Source organism: Caballeronia sp. TF1N1, from assembly GCF_022878925.1.
Classification (GTDB): Bacteria; Pseudomonadota; Gammaproteobacteria; order Burkholderiales; family Burkholderiaceae; genus Caballeronia.
The window spans coordinates 843,368-862,634 of record NZ_CP084627.1 but is presented as its reverse complement, the minus strand read 5'-3'; the positions used below and the strand labels follow the sequence as shown (position 1 = coordinate 862,634).

The window sequence follows — 19,267 nt, the reverse complement described above, 5'->3', positions numbered from 1 at the left end:
CGTTATGCCACGCAAACCCAAGACACCGCCACGAGAACTGCCGTCAATCCCTAAAGAGCTGCTCGACCAATTGGCCTCAGGCCCGATGACGGCAGCTTCAATTGAGGATCTGTCCGCCGCTTTGAAGAAGGCGCTCATCGAGCGCGCTCTGGGGGCTGAACTCGGTCAGCATCTGGGCTACGAGCCCGGGGCTGAGAAGCCGGCTACGGCCACGAATCAGCGCAACGGGCACAGCGCCAAGAAGGTGCTGACATCCGATGGCCCGCTACACCTGCAGATTCCGCGAGACCGTGATTCCACCTTCGAACCGATCCTCATCCCGAAGCACGAGCGCCGTTTTACGGGCTTCGACGACAAGATTATCGCCCTGTACGCGCGCGGCATGACGGTGCGCGAGATTCGGGCGTTTTTGCAGGAGCAGTACGGCACGGAGGTGTCGCCGGAGTTCATTAGCTCGGTCACCGACGCCGTCATGGACGAGGTGCTTGTCTGGCAGAGCCGTCCGCTCGAGCCGATGTATCCGGTGGTCTTCTTCGACGCTTTACGGGTAAAAATCCGTGCAGACGGCTTGGTGCGCAACAAAGCGGTCTATCTAGCCCTGGCGTCCTGCCGGACGGTTCTCGCGATATTCTGGGCCTGTGGATCGAGAACACCGAAGGCGCCAAGTTCTGGATGAAGGTCTTTAATGACTTGAAGACGCGCGGCGTTCATGACATCCTGATCGCCGTCACCGACGGCCTGCAAGGCATGGAGCAAGCGCTTGGAGCCGTGTTCCCGAAGACAACGTTGCAGACTTGCATCGTGCACCTGATTCGCAGCAGTCTGGACTACGCGAACTGGAAGGACCGTAAGCCGTTGGCCGCCGCGCTCAAGCCGGTGTACACCGCACCCAGCGCCGAAGCCGCTGCTGCCGAACTCGATGCGTTCGACCAAGGCGAATGGGGTCGTCGCTATCCGACGGTGGCTTCGGCATGGCGACGGGTGTGGGAGCGTGTCATTCCCTTCTTTACGTTCCCGCCAGCAGTACGCAAGGTGATCTACACGACAAACGCACTTGAAAGCGTGAATGCAGGTTTGCGCAAGATCATTCGCACGCGCGGCCACTTCCCGAGTGACGAAGCCGCGACCAAGCTGCTGTGGCTGGTATTACGCAACATCACGGCAGGCTGGACGCGTGCCGCACACGACTGGAAAGCCGCCATGAACCAATTCGCGATACTGTACGAGGCGCGCTTCACGCATCCCTACGACTGAAAGATCCTCAAACCGCTACCCGCTGAAAAGCGGGTTGCCTTAACTGCCTCAAACACAAAAAATCTGACAGTCCCCGGGGCGATCAACGGGCTGAACACGCAGGTCGGCTCTTTATCGACGACAGTCAGTTCGGTGTCGACAACGGTTGCTTCCCTTTCCACCACCGTAGATTCGGTTTCCACTGGTCTCAATTCGTTATCCACGACGGTTTCGACGACGGCCACTTCCTTGTCGACGAGCGTGGACTCGTTATCGACGTCGACTTCAAGTACTTTGAACTCGCTGTCTACCTCTTCATCGACGGCGGTGACTTCACTGTCCACGACCGTCGATTCGGTATCCACGAGCGTGACTTCCCTGTCCACGGGTGTCGACTCGCTCTCGACCACGGTTTCCACGGGGATGAACTCGCTGTCGACCGGGTTGACTTCGGTGTCGACTACCGTCGACTCACTGTCGACAAACGTCGGTTCGCTGTCCACCGGTCTCAATACGTTGTCGAGTTCGACATCGACTGCCGTAGGATCGCTGTCGACGGGTCTCGCGAACTCGGTTCAGTACGACAACGCAAGCCATGACTCCGTCACGCTGGGCGGTGTCGCCGCGCCTTCCGAAGTGAAGCTGACCAACGTCGCCAAAGGCGATGTAACAAACTCAAGCACGGACGCCATCAACGGTAGTCAGTTGTATTCGCTTTCGACGTCTGCTTCAACGGGCCTCGACTCGCTCTCGACCTCGGCTTCGTCGAGCGTAGCCTCCTTGTCGACCTCCGTTTCGACCACGACTACCTCGTTATCGACAAGTATCGATTCCTTGTCGACGTCGGCTTCGACCACTGTAGGCTCGCTGTCCACCTCGGCGTCGACCGCGGTAACCTCACTGTCTACAACCGTCGATTCAGTGTCGACGAGCGTGAACTCCCTGTCTACGGGCGTCGACTCTCTTTCGACTTCGGTTTCCACGGGCGTGACCTCGCTGTCAACCGGGTTGACTTCAGTGTCGAGCACGGTCAACTCGCTGTCGACTAACGTCGGCTCACTGTCCACGAGAGTGGACACGCTGTCCATCTCAACCTCAACCGCTGTCGGATCGCTGTCGACGGGTCTCGCGAACTCGGTTCAGTACGACAACGCAAGCCATGACTCGGTCACGCTGGGTGGTGTCGGCGCCTCTGAAGTGAAGCTGACCAACGTAGCCAAGGGCGATGTAACAGAGTCGAGCACGGACGCCATCAACGGCAGCCAACTGTACTCGCTTTCGACGTCGGCTTCGACCGGCCTTAACTCGCTTTCGACCTCCGCTTCGACGAGCGTCGCTTCGCTTTCGACGAGCATCGATTCCGTGTCGACAAGTGTTGGATCATTGTCCACAACTGTCGATTCTGTGTCGACTGGCGTCAATTCGCTGTCCACGAGCTTCGACACGCTGTCGGCTTCGGTATCGACGACCACGGGCTCCATCTCGACCAGCGTCGAATCGCTTTCGGCTTCCACTTCGACCTCTGTCAATTCGCTGTCTACCAGCGTCGATACGCTGTCGACATCCACTTCGACCGCAGTCAACTCGCTTTCAACGGCAACCGCGACCAGCGTTAGTTCCCTGTCGACAAGTGTCGATTCGCTTTCGACGTCGGCCTCGACGAGCATTGCTTCAGTGTCCACGAGCGTCGGCTCGCTTTCGACCTCGGTGGATTCGATTTCGACAAGCGTAAGCACACTGTCCACAGCTGTCGATTCAGTGTCGACGAGTGTCAGCACGCTGTCCACGTCCGTGGATTCGCTTTCGACGTCGACATCGACGAGCGTTGCCTCGCTCTCGACGGGCGTGGACACGCTCTCGACCTCCACCTCTACGGCAGTCGCCTCGCTCTCCACCGGTGTCGATACGCTTTCCACTTCGATGTCCACGACGGTCGGGTCGCTTTCAACAGGTATCGACACACTGTCGGGATCGACGTCGACATCGGTGGCGTCGCTTTCCACCGGTCTCGCGAACGCCGTCCAGTATGACAACGCGGCCCACGACTCGGTCACGTTCGGCAACGCCGGCACGCCCGTGAAGCTTCACAACGTTGAGGACGGCGTTGTAGCAGCAGACAGCAAGGACGCGGTCAACGGTGGTCAGCTGTACAACTTGTCGTCATCCGTGTCGACCGGCATGACCTCGCTTTCGACCAACATCGACGGCATTTCGACCAGCGTCACGTCGCTGTCGACGAGCGTCGATTCAATCTCGACGGGCATGACCTCGCTCTCGACCGGCGTCGCCAACTCTGTTCAATACGACGACGCAAACCACACGTCGGTTCGCTTGGGCGACACCGGCGCCGCTCCGGTCAAGCTGACGAACGTTGCCGATGGCGAAGTGGCTGCAGGCAGCAATGAAGCGGTGAACGGCGGGCAGTTGTTTACGCTCTCGACATCGGTGTCGACGAGCATGACGTCGCTTTCGACCGGCATTGCCAACGCGGTCCAATATGACGACGGCGACCACAAGACGGTCACGCTGGGCAATGTGGGTACGCCAGTCAAAATCAAGAACGTGGACGCAGGTGAAGTGAGCGCGGACAGCCTTGAAGCGGTGAATGGCAGCCAACTCTACAAAACTGCATCGAGCACGGCCGACGCCCTCGGCGGCGGTTCGACCGTAAATCAGGACGGCACCATTACTAAGCCGACGTACACGTTCCAGGACGGTAATACCTTCAACAACGTCGGCGACGCCCTTACCAATCTCGACGGCCGCGTCACGCAGAACACGACCGACATCTCGACGATCAACGAGACGCTCAACAACATCAACACGGGCGGCGGCATCAAGTACTTCCACGCCAATTCGGTGCTGGAGGACTCCCAGGCCACGGGCGCGGAATCAGTGGCGATCGGCGGCAATGCTCAGGCTATCGCGAACAACTCGGTGGCGCTCGGCTCGAACTCGCTGGCGGATCGTGCAAACACCGTGTCGGTCGGATCGAAGGGCGCGGAACGTCAGATCACCAACGTGGCAGCCGGTACGCAGGATACCGATGCCGTCAACGTCTCGCAGTTGAAGGGCGCCGGTCTCATTAATGGAGACGGCACGACCAATACTTCCGTGACCTATGACCACAACGCGGACGGGTCGACCAACTACTCGAGCATCACGCTTGGCAATAACGTCGCAGGCGGCACGACAATCCACAATGTTGCTGCGGGCGTTGCGAGCGACGACGCGGTCAACGTCGACCAGATGAATGCCGCAATCGATCGCGTGACGAACATCGCCATGAGCGGTGGCAACCCAATGTTCGCCGCGCAAGGCGATGTCAACACTGAAGTCGCTAGCGCGACAGGCGTGCATTCCGTTGCCATGGGCGCGAATGCCAGCGCTACTGCGGACAATTCCGTCGCGCTCGGGGCTAACTCAGTGGCGGATCGAGTAAATACGGTTTCGGTCGGGTCTGCGGGTAACGAACGTCAGATCACGAACGTCGCGGCGGGCACGCAGAGTACCGATGCGGTCAATGTGAGTCAGTTGAATCTCGCTTCCACACAGGCGCAGAACTATACCGACTCGCGTATCGCGGGCGTGCAAGGCCAGATCAACAACATGGCGAAAGCGGCTTATGGCGGTATCGCAGCCGCGATGGCTTCCGCCGGACTGCCGCAGCCTACCGCTCCGGGCAAGACCATGGTCGCGTTGGCCGGCGCGCGTTACGCTGGGGCCTCCGGCGCGGCACTCGGCATCTCCCATGTTACGCAAGACGAAAGTTGGGTAATCAAGGCTTCCGGCAATACAAGCAGTTCCGGAAATGTCGGCTTCACCATCGGAGCGGGGCATCAGTGGTAATGCCCAGTGCGTAAAGTGAAGTGAAGTGAAGTGAAGTGAAGTGAAGTGAAGTGAAGTGAAGAAGGCCGACGCAGCATGGCGTGCGTCGGCCTTCACGCGTTATCGCGACAACGCAAAAATTTGCCTTACAATCGTTCCCTACTCTGACAAGCACGTCCAGCGTACACATGAACGAGCGTAAATCGCATGGTCTCGCCGACCGAATCTACAGCGATATCCTCAATAGCATCATGGAAGGCGAGTTCAAGGAAGGCGATCGTCTTCTGACAGAACACGCCCTTGCCGAACGCTTTGCGACCTCGCGCCCGACCGTGCGCGAGGCGTTGGCGCGACTACGCGCGGACGGCATCATCGTCACGCGGCGCGGATCGGGCACTACTGTCGGTCGTCGTCCAGACCCGGATGTGCGGCGCTTCGCTCCGTTAGAAACGCTGTCAGACATTCGCCGATGCTACGAATTTCGCGTAGTCACGGAAGCAGGCGCAGCCGAGCTTGCCGCGCTTAAGGCGGATGACGACGACATCCGCGCCATCGAAGCCGCCTGGGAACAACTCGAACGCGTGGTGGAGGCGCAAGAAGGCATTGGCGCGAAAGACGACTTCGCGTTCCATCTTGCGGTCGCAAAGGCATCGAAAAATCAGTTCTTCATCACGGTGCTCTCGTTTATCGAGGAGCAGATTGTTTTCAGCATGAACCTGTCGCGAAACCTGTCGCTCGTGAAAACAGTCGAGCGGCAGCGTCTCGTCCAGCGCGAGCATCTGGATGTGCTCGATGCGATTCGTGCTCGCGATTCGTCACGAGCCGGCGAAGCTATGAAGTCGCATCTCGAAAATGCGCTGAATCGGATGTTCGGCAGTTAGGCGTAGATGTCATACGACCGTATCGATAGGTTAAAGGGGAAACCCTAGTTAACAGAAAAGTTGTTTGACAACTTTGGGGTGCCTTGCTACTTTCGATCGTTCCAGACGACTACCGCGAGGCGCCGTGAACATCCAACCGATTACCGTAAGCGAGTTTTCTGAGTCCGTCATGGCCGTGCCGCCGCTCGCACGAAATGTCGATTACTCGTTGAATCCTCATGCAAACCGCAAGTTGGTCGAGCATATAGAAGCGGGCGGCGTGCGCACGCTCCTATACGGCGGCAATGCGAATCTTTATCACGTTGCCGTGAGCGAGTACCGCGAGTTGCTTGACATGCTTGCCGAGATTGCGGGGCAAGAGACGCGCGTAATTCCCGCCATCGGTCCGGACTACGGAAAAATGCTCGACCAGGCGCACATTCTTTCGCAGACGGACTTCCGTACCGCGATGGTGCTCCCGCTTGCCGGATTCACGACGCCACAGGGCGTGGCGACGGGCCTCAAGCGCCTGGTCGATGCAGCCGGCATGCCGTTCACGCTATATATCAAGAGCGAAGATTATGTCGATGTCGATACGCTCGCCGCACTCATCGATGACGGTACGTTGCTGGCCGTCAAGTACGCGATTGTGCGCGCCGATCCCGCCGTCGATCCGTATCTGCTCCACCTGCTGCAAAGCGTTCCGGCCGCGAAAGTCGTGTCCGGTATGGGCGAGCGCCCGTCGATCGCCCACGTGCGTGAATTCGGGCTCGCTGCGTGGACAACGGGCTCGGGCTGCATCGCGCCTAACGCGGTGACGGCGTTGCTGCACGCCGTGAAAGCCGGTCGCATGGACGAGGCTCGACAGCTCTATAACCGCTTCCTCCCGCTCGAAACCCTACGCGACGAAATCTCGCTCATCCGCGTCCTGCACGACGCCGTGACGCTCTCGGGCATCGCGGATATGGGGCCGCTTCTGCCGCTCCTGAGCGGCTCGCCCGAAGCGGCGTTGCCTGCCATCGCGAAGGAAGCGCGCGACCTCGTTGAAATGGACCGCGCCATCGCTTGAGTGCGTAATGCGGCGCCTTCACGGGAAACGCCAGTTAAAAGCGGTTAAACAAGTCGCTCGGGGTATATCCCGAGAGCGCGCAGCAAACATCGGCAGACAAAGCGTCAACGCCTGTTTGACCCGGTTGGGAAACAAGATCTGCTCCCGTCGATTTGCTTGACATACGATGATCGCGTTAGCTATTTTTCAACTTCCGAAGTAAAAGGAAGCATTGCGCGGCTGCGCTGCAACGTGCGGAATCGCGAAGTATCGAAAAATCAGAGCAAGCAAACCCAGGCCGGGCACCAATAAAACAACCGGCCTTGCGAAAGACGTGAGGAGACGAAATGGCTTTCAAGGCAGGACTGTCAGTGAAAATGGCGGCGGTATGCGTCGCCGTCAGCGCGATATTTGCGGCGGGCGGGGCGAATGCGGCCGATCCGGTATCCATCAACATCGTCGACGTTGCGGGCAATCTTCAACTGACGCAGAAGGGGTTCGAAGCCTTCAAGGCGAAGTATCCCGATCTCGTTTCCAGCATCACCTTCACGAACGCGCCCGCGCCGCAGTTGCCGGGCAAGATCAAGGCGATGCAGGGCGCGGGCCGCTCGGACATCGACCTCGTCGTGACGGGCACGGATGCGCTCGCGGCCGGCATCCAGCAAGGTCTGTGGGAAAAGCTGCTGCCCGACAACGCCAAGGCGTTCCCCGGTGTGCTCGACAAGTACGCACCGGGTCCGCGCAAGATGCAGGACATCGCGCAAGGTTACGGCCTGGAAGTCACCTACATGCCCGCGGGTCCGCTGCTCGAATACAACCCCGCAAAGGTCACCGACGTGCCGAAGACGCCGGATCAACTGCTCGCGTGGTGCAAGGCGCATCCGAACAAGCTGATCTACGCGCGCCCGGCCAATTCCGGTCCCGGCCGTACCTTCCTCATGGGTCTGCCGTATGTGCTCGGCGACAAGGACCCGACCGATCCGGTCAACGGCTGGGACAAGACCTGGGCCTTCCTCAAGCAACTGAACGACTGTATTCCCTACTATCCGGGCGGCACGTCGGCGGTGATGAAGGAACTGGGCGAGGGCACGCGTGACATGACCGTGACCGTGACGGGCTGGGACATCAACCCGCGCGCGCTCGGCATCGTGCCGGCGGAATTCAAGGTGCAAGCCTTCGACAACATGACCTGGGTGAACGACGCCCACTACATGGTGATCCCGAAGGGCGTGCCCAAGGAAAAGCTCGACGTGCTCTACAAGCTGATGAACTTCATGCTCGAGCCCGCGCAGCAGGCACTGACATACGACGACGGCTATTTCTATCCCGGCCCCGCCGTGAAGGACGTGCCGCTGTCGGCCGCGCCCGCCAAGAGCCAGGAAGTGATTCAGAAGTTTGGCCGGCCGGAATATGCGAAGTTGCTTGCCGACCGTCCGCACGTCGTGCCGCTCAACGCGCAGGCGATGGTCGCCGCGTTCCAGAAATGGGACCGTGAAATCGGCGCGGCGAAGACTAAGTAAGCATCGACGCCAGGCATCGATACCGCGTCATTGATAAAGCGGCGGCGCTCCTCATCGGACGCCGCCGCTTCGCACAAGGGTTTCGCCATGAAGCATGATTTTGAGCAGTTGCGTCTCGACTCGGTCTCGCGCAGTTTCACCAATGCGGAAGGGCAGCAACTCGCCGCGCTGAAAGGACTCGACCTGAACATCCAGCGCGGCGAGTTCATCGCGCTGCTCGGGCCTTCGGGTTGCGGCAAGTCGACGGCGCTGAACTGCATCGCCGGTTTGCAGCCTTTGACGGGCGGCGGCATCTGGCTGGACGACAAGCGTATCGACGTGTTGCCGCCCGAGAAGCGCGGCTTCGGCATGGTGTTTCAGAACTACGCGCTGTTTCCGCATATGTCGGTGCTGGATAACGTCGGCTTCGGCCTGAAGATGCGCGGCGTCGCGAAGGCGGAAGCCACCAAGCGCGCCAAGGCCGCATTGAATCTCGTGCAACTGATCGGGCACGACGCAAAGTTGCCCGGCCAGTTGTCAGGCGGCCAGCAGCAGCGCGTGGCGATTGCGCGCGCAATCGTGATCGAGCCGCCGCTCGTCCTGATGGACGAGCCCTTGTCCAATCTCGACACCAAGTTGCGGATCGAGATGCGCGCGGAAATCCGCCGCATTCACGGCAAGCTCGAACGTGCCACCATCTACGTGACGCACGATCAGGACGAAGCGCTGTCGATGGCCGACCGCATCGTCGTGATGAAAGAGGGGTCGGTGCAGCAAGTGGCCGCGCCGAAGGAAGTGTATTCGCGGCCGAAGAACCTGCATGTCGCGCGCTTCATGGGCTTTCGAAATGTCGTGCCGTTCACGCTCGAAGGCACGCAGGGCGAATCCGTCGCGGTCACCGCGAACGGCGTGCGCTTGCTCGGCATGCCGATGGAAGGCTTCGACAGCAAGAACGTCAGCGTCGCGCTGCGGCCCGAAGACATGGAACGCGCCGCGCCCGGCGAGCCGAACGCGTTCGACGCGCTCGTCGAGATCGTCGAATACGGCGGCCGCGATTCGCTCGTCATCGTAAACACGGCGTTCGGCAAGCTGTGGGCGCGCATTGCGGGCGAGTACAGCGAAGGCGAGCGCATCACGTTGCGCGTTGCGCCTTCGAAGACGCTCGTGTACGGAGAAGACAAATGATCGCCACGCTTCCCGTCCAGCGCGATCCGAAGGGTTGGCTTGTCGCGCCGGCGCTGATTTTTATCGTCGCGCTCTTCATCTATCCGTTCGCCTACGGTCTCATGCTGTCGTTCAATCCGATGAACGGCGGCAGCGCGTGGGCCAACTACATCACGTTTTTCACCGATACGTCGATGTGGCCGACGATCATCGTGACGCTCAAGCTCGCGGTGCCGGCGACGCTCATCAACGTCGGCGTCTCGGTGCCGGTCGCATTTGCGTTGCGGCGCTCGTCGCCGTATCAGAAATTCGCGACCACGCTGCTCGTCATTCCGGTGACGCTCGGCACCGTGCTGATCGCGGATGGCATGCTGACGTACTTCAGCCCGAACGGCTGGTTCCCGCAAGCCGTGCAGGCGTTGCATCTTTATGGCGATGAAGTCCGGCTCACGCATAACTACTGGGGCGTGCTGATTTCGCTCATCGTGTCGGGCTTTCCGTTTGCGTTTTTGCTGACGCTTTCGTATGTGACGGGCATCGACCCGACGCTTGCGCGCGCGGCCGCCACGCTCGGCGCAAGTCCGTGGCAACAGTTCCGGCAGATCTACTTTCCGCTGTTGCTTCCCGGTCTCACGATGACCGCGTGCCTCTCGTTCGTGCAGGCGTTCTCGGTGTTTCCGTCGGCGGTGCTGCTCGGCGCGCCCGCGGGTCCCACGCGCGTGATCTCGATCGCCGCATCCGAAGCGGCGTTCGAGACTTACGATTACTCGCTGGCATCGACCATCGCCCTCGTCATGGGCTTCGTGCAGTTGCTCGTGGTGGGCGGCATGCTCGGCGCGCGGCGCTTCTTCTATACCGGTCCTGTCACCGGAGGGAAGGGATAATGGCTACCGACAATCGCGCGACCCAGAACTGGCCGGCCGCCACCCTCGGCGAAGGATCGAAGCCAGGCAAGAACATGAAACAACGCGCTAGCTTGCCCGACCGGTTGTGGAAAGCTCTCGTCTGGGCGACGATGGGTTTCTTCCTCTTGAACGTGCTGCTGCTGATTGCGACCGTCGCGGTGAATTCGGTCGCGACGCGCTGGTTCGGCACGCTCTTGCCGCAAGGTTTCACGCTGCACTGGTACGCGCAGGCGTGGAGCGACTTTCAATTGTCGAGTGTGCTGCTCGTCACGATGGAAGTGGTGGGCGCGGTCGTGCTGCTGTCCATCGTGCTGGGTGTGCCCGCTGCGTATGCGCTTGCGCGCGTGCAGTTTCCCGGCAAGCGCTTTGCCATGCTCGTGTTTCTGCTGCCGCTGATGGTGCCGCCCGTCACCTACGGCATTCCGATGGCCACCGTGATGTACAAGTTCCATCTCGCCGGCACGCTCACGGGCGTGATCCTCGCGAATCTGGTGCCTGCGCTGCCGTTCGTGATTCTGGTGATGACGCCGTTCATCGAGCAGATCGATCCGAATCTGGAATCGGCGGCGCGCATCTTCGGGGCGAACACGACGCGTTACTTTCGCTATGTTTTGCTGCCGCTGCTCGTGCCGGGCATGCTCGCGGCCGGTTTGCTCGTGCTCGTGCGCACCATCGGCATGTTCGAGCTGACGTTCTTCACGGCGGGACCGACCACGCAGACGCTCGTCGTCGCGCTCTACTACGCGGTGTTTTCGACAGGCGTGCGAGCGCCGCAATCCATCGACGCCATGGCGATGATCTACATGGCGATCACGCTGATCTGGGTGCTGATTGCGCTGCAGTTCGTGAGTCCGACGCAACTGGTTTCGCGCGTGAAGGAGCAGCGGCAGTGATGGGACCGCGTGATGTCGTGGCGCTCGCGGCCGAGCCGCGTCTGACGATTGCGAGTGGGCCGCATGTCATCGAAGTGGCGCCGTCGGCGGGCGGGCGCATCACGCGCTTCGCCACCGGATTCGCCGGCGGTCTGCAAGACTGGCTCGTGCCGATCACGCTTTCAGGCTGGCCCGCCGATACCTGGCCGAAAGGCGGCAGCTATCCGCTCGTGCCGTTTTCGAATCGCGTGCGCGATGCGCGCTTTCCGGCACCGGATGGCGAGCGTGTCGAGTTGTCGACGTTTCCGGGCATGGCGCACGCGCTGCATGGCTTCGGGCAATACGCGGCGTGGCAGGTCGAGCGCCATGACGCCGATTGCATCGTGATGCGTTATGTGCATCGCGAGGACGAGCATGGCTGGCCGTGGCCGTTCGAAGCGGAGCAGGTCATCCAGGCGAACGCCGAGGGTGCGCGGCTGTCGATGCGCGTGTTGAACCGTTCCGCGCGGCCGATGCCGGTCGGCATGGGTTTTCATCCGTATTTCGCGGCGCAGGAAGCCGAACTGGATGCGAGTATCGACTGGCGGCATGAAGGCGAGATTGCGGTCGAGCCATCGGGGGAAGCGCCGGCGCGCCGGCATCGACGAGAAGAGGAAGGGTACACGCGCTATCTGAGCGGATGGAGCGGCCGCGCGACGCTAAATTTCGCCGACGGCCGCACGCTCTCACTCGACGCCGGCGACACGCTCGATCACGTCGTCGTGCACTGCCCGGCCGGTGCGGGCTATCTGTGCGTCGAACCCGTGTCGCACGTGAGCGATGGTTTCAATCTCGACGCACGGGGCTTGCGCGGGACGGGCGTCGCCGTCATTGCGCCAGGTAGTGAAAAAGCGGTGTCGCTCGTGATGGCAACCGGCGTGAGCCGGGACGAACGCCCGGCCGGCGCCGGCGCCTGACGCGCGCCGCCAGGGCGTGCCGCATGCGCGATGCATTGGCCGGCAACACGCCCCCGGCTAAAAGGCAAGCATCCCTGTTAATGCGGCACCTCCCGTTCGAGCGTCAGCGCGTGGCCGGCGCGGAGAAAAATGCCTCGACCATTTCGACGATGCGCCACGTCGAACACGGTCTGCGGCAATGCGCGTCGAAGCCGGCTTCCTTCAGCGTCTGCACCGGATCGGCGGGTAAAACGTTGCTGAGGGCGACGAGCAGCCGCCCGGTGACATCGACATCCATGCGCAGCGTGCGGATAAAAACGTAGCCGGACTCACTGTCCAGACTCGTATCGACGATAAGCGCCTGCGGCTTCCAGCTATTCACGAGCGCGCGCACCGACTTGAGATCCTGCGACAGAATGACCTGCAGGCCCTTCAGGCGAAGCTGTACGGCGAGCGATTCACCGATCGATTTATCCTTATGAGCCACCAGCACGCGCCGAGGCGCATCGCCCGTGTGAGCCCGCTTCATTCGCCACAACGCGAACTCCCGTTCGTTGTTGGCTTGACTGCTTGACATCTCATCCTCCCGGTCTTGGTTGATCTCTTGGTTGATTCGATGCCGAGCATTTTTGACCGGCCGTGCTTTGTCCAACACCCGGCACGGGTAGGGGGTTCAGGGGATTTTGGGAGACTGCCGAATGTATCCCTGCGAAGGGAGGGTGGAAGTCAATCAGCGAACGCGTAATATCGGAACCGTTCTCGGAGCTTTGCAATGGAAAACGGTTATTTCAAAAATGTATTGCTGGTAGAGGACGAAGGGCTGACCAGGAGCGCGATGAAAAGTCTCATCCTGGCGAACGAGCCTTTGCTTGAAATCGACGAAGCGGACGGTTTCGAGCAGGCTAAGGCCAAGTTGTCGGCCAACTCGTATGACCTGATGTTTCTCGACTACCACTTGCGCGGTCAGACCACGGGTATGGATTTGCTCAACTGGATCCGCGAGGAAGATCGCGAAATTCAGACGGTCATGCTTTCAGCCCAGGACGACCGCGATACGGTGCTCGAGTGCATCAAGAACGGCGCGTGCGGATTCATTTCCAAGGGTAGCGAACAGGGCGCGGGCGTGTTCCGCGAGGCGCTCAAGACTATCCTGAACGGCCGCGTCTATCTGCCGAACACGGTACTCGGCAAGGGCGGTCATAGTCCGCGTCCGGTCACGCCTCACGCTGGGATTACCGTCGAATCGCTGGACTTGCCGCCACGGCTTACCGAAACCTTGCGGTATCTGCTGCAGGGGTTATCGAATAAGGCGATCGCGCGGAAGATGAATATCAGCGAAAACACGGCGAAAGAGTATTCCAGCGACTTGCTGGCGCGCTTTCACGTCACGCGGCGCACGTTCCTCATCGTGGAAATGGCGCGGCGAGGAATCGAGATGCCGATGAGCAATACGTCGTCGGCTTCCTGAGGCGGTTCTCTGCCAATGCTGCGCGGGCGCACCGAGAGGGCGTCCGCGTCGTCGTTTGGGTTTGGGAAAATCCGTCGCAAAAGCGCCGCGTCCCCATTTCTCAAAATTCGGACGAATCCGACGACGGTGTTAAGGTAGAGCCCGTTTATTTCAAGACGGGAATCTGCAGGTGAATAGCGGTTCGAGATTCAGCACACTCCGGCGCGGCGGCGCAGCTTATGCGGTAGCGATGGCGCTGGCCTTGGCGTTTGGCGCTTGCGCGCCCCTTCCGCAACAGGCCGATGCCGATGCGGCCGCCGCGGCATCTGCCGCGTCCGCGGCTCAGGCAGCACAGGCGGCGCGTGCTGCCGCCAAGCCCGTGGCACCGTCCCCGCCGGGCGAGCAGCGTATCGCGATCGGCGGCACGAGCGGGTTCCACACGACCGTGAAGACCACGCCGCCCTCGCAAGTCTGCGATACCGACGCTTTCGCCGACGGCGTGCGCTACGGCTACGCGCTCACCTGGAATCGGCTCATCGCTGAGGCGGCGCGCAGCGGTGGCCGCGTCGACAAGCGCAAATTCGATGCATCCGCCGTGCACTCGCAGGACGACCAGTACAAGATCCAGTGGGACGGCAAGGAGCGCACTAACGCGTGCGCGTCGGATGGCTATCTGATTGGACGCATCGTCGGCACGCACCTCGCAGGCTTGAATCTGCGCGACGGCAAGCCGTCTTGAACGCCTTCTAGTTGCTTAGTCGCAAAGGTGGGCCGCAGTCACATAGCGGCTCGCGACCGCGATATCCCCGTAAATCGTGTAGCCGGTGCCGCCCGCGGATTGTTGCGCGACGGCCAGCACCGTCGATACACCGCCTTTTCCCGCCACCGAAACCGCTTCGGTATCCGCGCTCAGCGAGTATTCGCGTACGCGCCCGCCAATCGGCATCCACCTGGCCTTGGCGCATTCCACGAAGTCGTAGGGCGCGCGCTGCGAGGTGCCAGAACCGATCGGCACGGTCTTGATGAGAGCGTCGTCCGTGCTTGCGCAGGATGCAAGGACGAGAGCAAAACACGTTGCTGCACAGGTTGTGACAATTTTTCTCATAATTCCGATGACTTTCTCTGCAGTATCCGCTTAATCTGCGCCCCGTGCGCCGAAACTGGCGTGCCGATGCGGTGGCCGTCGATCGTAACCGCAAGGCTGACGAACCGTAAACCCGCCAGTTCTTGCTATTCGAGCACGGTCGGCCGCTTGCAAAACCGCTCCAGCTCACGATTTCCACGTTCTTACCCGTGGTTGTCCCAATATTAGTCAAGTTGGGTCAACCGTCGCCGTTATACAGGCGTTTCTCGCTCTGAAGCCTTTTGTATGGCGCGAGCACGGGCGGCAAGTGTAGACGAGCCGAACGAGCGCTGCGACCGCGCAAGGTTGCGCGGTTCCCGATAACGATGATCAGCGCTCGCGCCGGGCAGTATCCCTGCCCAAGCGAGCGCGGGCAAGTTCCAAAGAACGCATGTCTCGCAGAAAGTTGTTCTCCCGGCTTCGCGCCACGTCGATGCCCGCTCGTTTCAGCGGCATCGTTTCCGATCCCCAGCGGCTCGCCGCGCCTGCGCTCACGGTAATCGTCGGCGTGTTGCTGCTCGTGGTCTTCGAGCATCTTTCGCGCGCGGTCAATTATCAGTCGGTGATGCACGCGCTGCGAGCGACGACGCCGCAGGCGTGGCTTGCGGCGCTCTGCGCGACCGCGCTCAGTTTCGCCGCGCTCGTGGGACGCGACGCCGTTGGTTTGCGGCACATTGGCGTGAGCGTGCCGCGTTCGCTTCTGTGGGTCGGCGCGACGGTGGGATCGGCGCTTGGCAACGTGACCGGCTTCGGCGCGCTGACGGGTGGCGCCGTGCGCTGCCGCGTGTACGGCGCGGCCGATGTCACGCCGGCTCAGGTTGGCCGCCTTTCGGTCTTCACGGGCGTCACGCTCGCTTTGTCGCTCGCCTTCATGGCTGCGGCCGGCATGCTGTTCTCGGCGGGCACGCTCGCCGGCATGATGCATCTTTCGCCGACGATCCTGCAGATCATCGGCGCCGCGCTGCTCGCCGTGTTCGTCGCGATGCTCGTCTTTTGCGGCCGCGCGCCGCGCACCTTGCAGTCGCGCTGGAAGTGGCTCGCGTTCACGGTGCCGTCGCGCCGCGATTTCTTGGCGCAAACGGCGCTTGCCGTCGTCGATGTGTTCGGCGCCGGTCTCGCACTGTGGGCGCTGTTGCCGGGCGCGCAGGTCGGCTTCGGCGAATTTATGACGGTGTTTTCGGCGGCCATGTTGCTCGGCATGATCGGTCATACGCCGGGCGGCGTGGGCGTGTTCGAAGCGGCGATGGTCTTCGCGCTCGGCAGCAGCGCCCGGACGCCGGACGTGCTCGCCGCGCTGCTCGCGTATCGTGCGATCTACTTCGGCCTGCCGCTGATCCTCTCCGCCGGTGTGATGACCGCGTTCGAAGGCCGCGCGCTCAAGGGCCGCTTCGGCTTCCTGCGTCCGAGCCGCGTTTCGCAACTCGCGCCGCTGTTTCTGTCGATCGTGACCTTCGCGGCTGGCTCCATGCTCGTCATCTCCGGCGCCACGCCCGCCTTCAAGATCCGCATTGCGTTCTTGCAGACCGTGCTGCCGCTGTGGGTGCTGGAGAGTTCGCAGCTGCTCGGCAGCGTGCTCGGCGTGCTCCTGTTGTTCGTCGCGCGCGGCCTGATGCGCCGTCTCGATGCGGCGTGGTGGCTCGCGCTCATGCTCGCGGTGGCGAATCTGGCGCTGTCGCTCGCAAAGGGTCTCGCGTTCGTCGAGGCAGGCGTGCTCGCGGTCCTGATCCTCCTGCTCGTCGCGACGCGCGAGCGGTTCAACCGCCGCTCGTCGCTGTTCGCCGAGCGCTTTACGGCGACGTGGCTGTTTTCTATCGGCATGGTGATCGCGGTTGCCGTGTGGATCATGTTCTTCGCTTTCCGCGACGTCGCCTACAACACCGATCTCTGGTGGCAGTTCGCTTTCGACGACCGCGCGCCTCGCGCCTTGCGTGCAACGCTCGCAGCGGGCGTGTTCGCGTCGGCGTTCGCGGTGTGGCAACTGCTGCGTCCGGCGGCAGGCCGTTTCGAGAAACCCGCGCCGCAAGATCTCGCCGATGCCGCGCGCATCTTCCGCGCGCAGGAGCGCAGCGACGCCGGTCTCGCGATGATGGGCGACAAGAGCTTCCTCTTCTCCGAGTCGCGCCAGGCTTTTCTGATGTACGCGAAACACGGCCGCACGTGGGCCGCGCTGCACGACCCGGTCGGGCCGCGCCACGAGTGGGCCGCGTTGATCCGTCAATTCGTCGCGCTCGCGCATTCGCACAACGGCCGCGCGGCGTTCTACCAGGTGCGCGCCGATGCCTTGCCGCTCTATCTCGACGCCGGCCTCACGCTGATGAAGCTCGGCGAGGAAGCGCACGTCGCGTTGTCGGAATTCGATCTGAAGGGCTCGCATCGGTCGCATCTGCGCTATGCGTTGAAGCGCGGCGAACGTGATGGCTTCGATATCGAAGTGATCGATCCGTCGCGTGTCGCCGAATGCATGCCGATGCTGCGCACCATCTCCGACGACTGGCTCGACAGCCGTTCCGCGCGCGAAAAAAGCTTCTCGGTGGCGGCGTTCAACGAGGATTATCTGGCGGCGCAGTCCGTGTTGCTCGTGCGTCAGCAGGGCGCGCCGGTCGCCTTCGTCACCTTCATGACGACGGACATGAACACCGAAGCGACCGTCGGCGTGATGCGCCATGTCGCCGAGGCTTCGCCGTACGCGATGGAATATCTCTTCACCAAGCTCGCGCTGCATCTGAAGGAAGCGGGCTTCAAGTCGCTGTCGCTCGGTATCGCGCCGCTGTCGGGGATGGAGCCGACGCCGCTGGCATCGCATTGGCATCGGCTGGCGGGCCTCGTGTGGCGTTTTGGCGGGCGCTTCTACAACTTCCGCGGTCTGCGCGGATTCAAAAGCAAGTTCCAGCCGCGCTGGGAACCGCGTTACCTCGCGGCGTCCGGTTCGGTTGGCGTATTTTTCACTTTGGCGGACCTCTCGCTTCTGGCGGGAGGCTGGCGTTCATGATTTTGAATAGCAAGAAACTGATTGCGGCGGCGCTTGCCGGCATGTCAATGCTGGGCGCGGCTCACGCGGCATCCACGATTTCGGGTGGCACTTATGGCCAGGTCACGCTCACCAAGCCTTCGGGCGACATGACCGGCTTCGTCGTCTTGTTCTCCGAGAAAAGCGGCTGGAATGCGAGCGATCAGCAAGCCGCCGATGCGCTCGCCGCGAAAGGCGCGATGGTCGTCGGCGTCGATACGCCGCGCTACGCCGCCCGCCTGACCGCGGAAAAAGAGAAGTGCCACAACCTCGTCGGCGACGCCGAGAGCATGAGCCATCAGCTCGAACGCACGGTGCAGGCGAGCCACTATTACTCGCCTATTTTCGCGGGCACGGGCCAAGGCGCGATTCTCGCCGAGCAGGCGCTCAAGCAGGCGCCGGACAATACGGTTGCGGGCGCGATATCGCTTGCGCCGGATACTCAACTCGACGCGCGCTTCAATCCGTGTCCGCCCGACCCGACCATCATCCACGCGAAGGGTTTGCCGGGCTTCATGGCGCGCGATGCGGTGCAGCCGGGCCGCAGCAAATCCGATGCGATCGTCGCGATGGCGGCGCCGCATCTGAAGAAGGCGGAAGTCGCGGGCGAGCATGACGTGTCCGATCTGCCGCTCATCGAGTTGCGCGCCGCGCAGCCGACGGATCTGCTTGCCATCGTCATTTCCGGCGATGGCGGCTGGCGCGATCTCGACAAGACGATGGCGCTTGCGCTACAGCGCGATGGCGTGTCGGTGATCGGCATCGATTCGCTGCGCTATTTCTGGAGCGAGAAGTCGCCGCAGCAAACGGCGGCGGATATCGCGCGCGTGGTTCGCACTTACAACGCGCGCTGGCATACGAGCCATGTGGCGCTGGTTGGCTATTCGTTCGGCGCGGACGTCATGCCGTTTGCCTACAACCGTTTGCCGGACGACGTACGCGGTCAGGTTTCGTATGTCTCGCTGATGGGTTTTTCGCCGTCGGCGGATTTTCAGATTCGCGTGACGGGTTGGCTCGGCATGCCGGCAAGCGACAAGGCGCTCAAGGTACGGCCCGAACTCAACAAGCTGCCGCCGGCGCTCGTGCAATGTATCTACGGCGAGAAGGAGGAAGATACGCTGTGTCCGTCGCTGACGAAGACGGGGATCGAGGTGGTGAAGCTGCCAGGCGATCATCATTTCGGCGGCGACTACGATGCCTTGGCGCGGCGCATTCTCGCGGGATGGCGTAAGCAGATCGCGGCGCGAGGAGAGCAGGCGCAGACGGCTTCGCGGTAGGCGGGTCGTTCGAGTTTGGTTTGAAAAGCCGAAGCGCGATGGGTCGCGTTTCGGCTTTTTTGCGTTTGC

Annotated in this window: 15 protein-coding genes and 2 pseudogenes; 14 read left to right on the top strand and 3 right to left on the bottom strand. The window is 61.8% G+C overall.

Annotation, left to right across the window (positions count from 1 at the left end):
- Positions 1-4 precede the first annotated feature (4 nt).
- Positions 5-1,254 (top strand): annotated as a pseudogene (locus LDZ28_RS17965) (IS256 family transposase).
- Here the strand turns inward: LDZ28_RS17965 and LDZ28_RS17960 are convergent.
- Positions 1,245-1,736 (bottom strand): hypothetical protein, encoded by a 492-nt coding sequence (locus LDZ28_RS17960; RefSeq protein WP_244828323.1) that lies wholly within the window; start codon positions 1,734-1,736, stop codon positions 1,245-1,247. The pseudogene LDZ28_RS17965 and the gene LDZ28_RS17960 sit on opposite strands and share 10 nt — an antisense overlap.
- On the opposite strand from LDZ28_RS17960, the pseudogene LDZ28_RS32865 reads away from it, so the two are divergent.
- The 9 genes and pseudogenes from LDZ28_RS32865 to LDZ28_RS17910 all read left to right on the top strand — a co-directional run.
- A pseudogene (locus tag LDZ28_RS32865) lies at positions 1,657-2,508 on the top strand (hemagglutinin); the annotation flags it as partial. The gene LDZ28_RS17960 and the pseudogene LDZ28_RS32865 overlap by 80 nt on opposite strands.
- 801 nt (positions 2,509-3,309) lie before the next feature.
- On the top strand, positions 3,310-5,082 hold the full coding sequence (locus tag LDZ28_RS17945) for a YadA family autotransporter adhesin (protein ID WP_244828318.1): 1,773 nt from the start codon (positions 3,310-3,312) through the stop codon (positions 5,080-5,082).
- Positions 5,083-5,249: 167 nt separating this feature from the next.
- On the top strand, positions 5,250-5,942 hold the full coding sequence (locus LDZ28_RS17940) for a FadR/GntR family transcriptional regulator (protein ID WP_244828317.1): 693 nt from the start codon (positions 5,250-5,252) through the stop codon (positions 5,940-5,942).
- 124 nt (positions 5,943-6,066) lie between these two features.
- Positions 6,067-6,990: a dihydrodipicolinate synthase family protein gene (locus tag LDZ28_RS17935; RefSeq protein WP_370652147.1), complete on the top strand. Its 924-nt coding sequence runs from the start codon at positions 6,067-6,069 to the stop codon at positions 6,988-6,990.
- A gap of 356 nt (positions 6,991-7,346) precedes the next feature.
- On the top strand, positions 7,347-8,489 hold the full coding sequence (locus LDZ28_RS17930; protein ID WP_370652212.1) for an ABC transporter substrate-binding protein: 1,143 nt from the start codon (positions 7,347-7,349) through the stop codon (positions 8,487-8,489).
- Positions 8,490-8,576: 87 nt separating this feature from the next.
- Positions 8,577-9,653: an ABC transporter ATP-binding protein gene (locus tag LDZ28_RS17925; RefSeq protein WP_244828315.1), complete on the top strand. Its 1,077-nt coding sequence runs from the start codon at positions 8,577-8,579 to the stop codon at positions 9,651-9,653.
- Positions 9,650-10,516 (top strand): ABC transporter permease, encoded by an 867-nt coding sequence (locus LDZ28_RS17920; RefSeq protein ID WP_244828314.1) that lies wholly within the window; start codon positions 9,650-9,652, stop codon positions 10,514-10,516. Before LDZ28_RS17925 ends, LDZ28_RS17920 begins: the two co-directional genes overlap by 4 nt.
- Positions 10,516-11,430, top strand: coding sequence for an ABC transporter permease (locus tag LDZ28_RS17915; protein ID WP_244828313.1), 915 nt, complete (start codon positions 10,516-10,518; stop codon positions 11,428-11,430). Before LDZ28_RS17920 ends, LDZ28_RS17915 begins: the two co-directional genes overlap by 1 nt.
- Positions 11,430-12,365, top strand: a complete 936-nt coding sequence (locus LDZ28_RS17910; protein ID WP_244829705.1) for an aldose epimerase — start codon at positions 11,430-11,432, stop codon at positions 12,363-12,365. Before LDZ28_RS17915 ends, LDZ28_RS17910 begins: the two co-directional genes overlap by 1 nt.
- A 103-nt stretch (positions 12,366-12,468) precedes the next feature.
- Here LDZ28_RS17910 and LDZ28_RS17905 read toward each other — a convergent pair whose 3' ends face one another.
- Positions 12,469-12,921, bottom strand: a complete 453-nt coding sequence (locus LDZ28_RS17905; protein WP_244828312.1) for a histidine kinase — start codon at positions 12,919-12,921, stop codon at positions 12,469-12,471.
- 258 nt (positions 12,922-13,179) lie between these two features.
- Between LDZ28_RS17905 and LDZ28_RS17900 the strand changes: the two genes are divergently transcribed.
- Together LDZ28_RS17900 and LDZ28_RS17895 are read left to right on the top strand one after the other, a co-directional pair.
- Complete coding sequence (locus tag LDZ28_RS17900; RefSeq protein ID WP_244828310.1) at positions 13,180-13,812, top strand: response regulator transcription factor; 633 nt, start codon at positions 13,180-13,182, stop codon at positions 13,810-13,812.
- 229 nt (positions 13,813-14,041) lie between these two features.
- Positions 14,042-14,530 (top strand): hypothetical protein, encoded by a 489-nt coding sequence (locus tag LDZ28_RS17895; protein WP_244828309.1) that lies wholly within the window; start codon positions 14,042-14,044, stop codon positions 14,528-14,530.
- A 15-nt stretch (positions 14,531-14,545) separates the two neighbouring features.
- Here LDZ28_RS17895 and LDZ28_RS17890 read toward each other — a convergent pair whose 3' ends face one another.
- A complete protein-coding gene (locus tag LDZ28_RS17890; protein WP_244828308.1) occupies positions 14,546-14,806 on the bottom strand; it encodes a hypothetical protein in 261 nt (86 codons plus the stop codon).
- Positions 14,807-15,305: 499 nt separating this feature from the next.
- Here LDZ28_RS17890 and mprF point away from each other — a divergent pair, with 499 nt between their 5' ends.
- Both mprF and LDZ28_RS17880 read left to right on the top strand, forming a co-directional pair.
- A complete protein-coding gene (mprF, locus tag LDZ28_RS17885) occupies positions 15,306-17,903 on the top strand; it encodes a bifunctional lysylphosphatidylglycerol flippase/synthetase MprF (protein WP_244828307.1) in 2,598 nt (865 codons plus the stop codon).
- Positions 17,900-19,198 carry a virulence factor family protein gene (locus LDZ28_RS17880; protein WP_305038175.1) on the top strand — a complete coding sequence of 433 codons (1,299 nt, stop codon included), beginning with the start codon at positions 17,900-17,902 and terminating at the stop codon, positions 19,196-19,198. Before mprF ends, LDZ28_RS17880 begins: the two co-directional genes overlap by 4 nt.
- Positions 19,199-19,267: the final 69 nt, after the last annotated feature.

Excerpts from the sequence above, each read along its gene's own strand:
- LDZ28_RS17940 (WP_244828317.1), top strand. The coding sequence starts at position 5,250 with ATGAACGAGCGTAAATCGCATGGTCTCGCCGACCGAATCTACAGCGAT.
- LDZ28_RS17930 (WP_370652212.1), top strand. The coding sequence starts at position 7,347 with ATGGCGGCGGTATGCGTCGCCGTCAGCGCGATATTTGCGGCGGGCGGG.
- LDZ28_RS17925 (WP_244828315.1), top strand. The coding sequence starts at position 8,577 with ATGAAGCATGATTTTGAGCAGTTGCGTCTCGACTCGGTCTCGCGCAGT.
- LDZ28_RS17920 (WP_244828314.1), top strand. The coding sequence starts at position 9,650 with ATGATCGCCACGCTTCCCGTCCAGCGCGATCCGAAGGGTTGGCTTGTC.
- LDZ28_RS17915 (WP_244828313.1), top strand. The coding sequence starts at position 10,516 with ATGGCTACCGACAATCGCGCGACCCAGAACTGGCCGGCCGCCACCCTC.
- LDZ28_RS17910 (WP_244829705.1), top strand. The coding sequence starts at position 11,430 with ATGGGACCGCGTGATGTCGTGGCGCTCGCGGCCGAGCCGCGTCTGACG.
- LDZ28_RS17905 (WP_244828312.1), bottom strand. The coding sequence starts at position 12,921 with ATGTCAAGCAGTCAAGCCAACAACGAACGGGAGTTCGCGTTGTGGCGA.
- LDZ28_RS17900 (WP_244828310.1), top strand. The coding sequence starts at position 13,180 with ATGAAAAGTCTCATCCTGGCGAACGAGCCTTTGCTTGAAATCGACGAA.
- LDZ28_RS17895 (WP_244828309.1), top strand. The coding sequence starts at position 14,042 with ATGGCGCTGGCCTTGGCGTTTGGCGCTTGCGCGCCCCTTCCGCAACAG.
- mprF (WP_244828307.1), top strand. The coding sequence starts at position 15,306 with ATGTCTCGCAGAAAGTTGTTCTCCCGGCTTCGCGCCACGTCGATGCCC.
- LDZ28_RS17880 (WP_305038175.1), top strand. The coding sequence starts at position 17,900 with ATGATTTTGAATAGCAAGAAACTGATTGCGGCGGCGCTTGCCGGCATG.